Source organism: Pantoea sp. SIMBA_079, from assembly GCF_046940275.1.
Taxonomy (GTDB): domain Bacteria; phylum Pseudomonadota; class Gammaproteobacteria; order Enterobacterales; family Enterobacteriaceae; genus Pantoea; species Pantoea borealis.
Genome location: NZ_JAWRYR010000421.1, coordinates 1 through 265 on the forward strand (window position 1 = coordinate 1; position 265 = coordinate 265).

A 265-nucleotide genomic window follows, 5' to 3' on the forward strand; every position below is an offset into this window, starting at 1 on the left:
CGCCGTGGCCCGGAGGCCGGGACGGCGGAACGTGCGGACGGGAGGAGCGATCACCTGGCCTGCGCAGCCTGCAACGCGTCGAGCACGGCCTGGGCATGGCCGGGGACCTTGACCTTGCGCCACTCGGCGACGATGGCGTCGTCGGGGTCGATCACGAAGGTGCTCCGCTCGACACCCATGACCTTGCGGCCATACATGTTCTTCTCGCGGATCACGTCGAATGCGCGGCACAGCGCTTCGTCCGTGTCGCTGACCAGCGGAAAGG

At 68.7% G+C, this 265-nt stretch carries 1 protein-coding gene; it reads right to left on the minus strand.

Annotated features, from left to right (window positions below; all coding sequences use genetic code 11):
- Positions 1 to 50 precede the first annotated feature (50 nt).
- Positions 51 to 265: redoxin domain-containing protein (locus SB719_RS20625; RefSeq protein ID WP_412159809.1), on the minus strand; the 215-nt coding region annotated here is incomplete at its 5' end.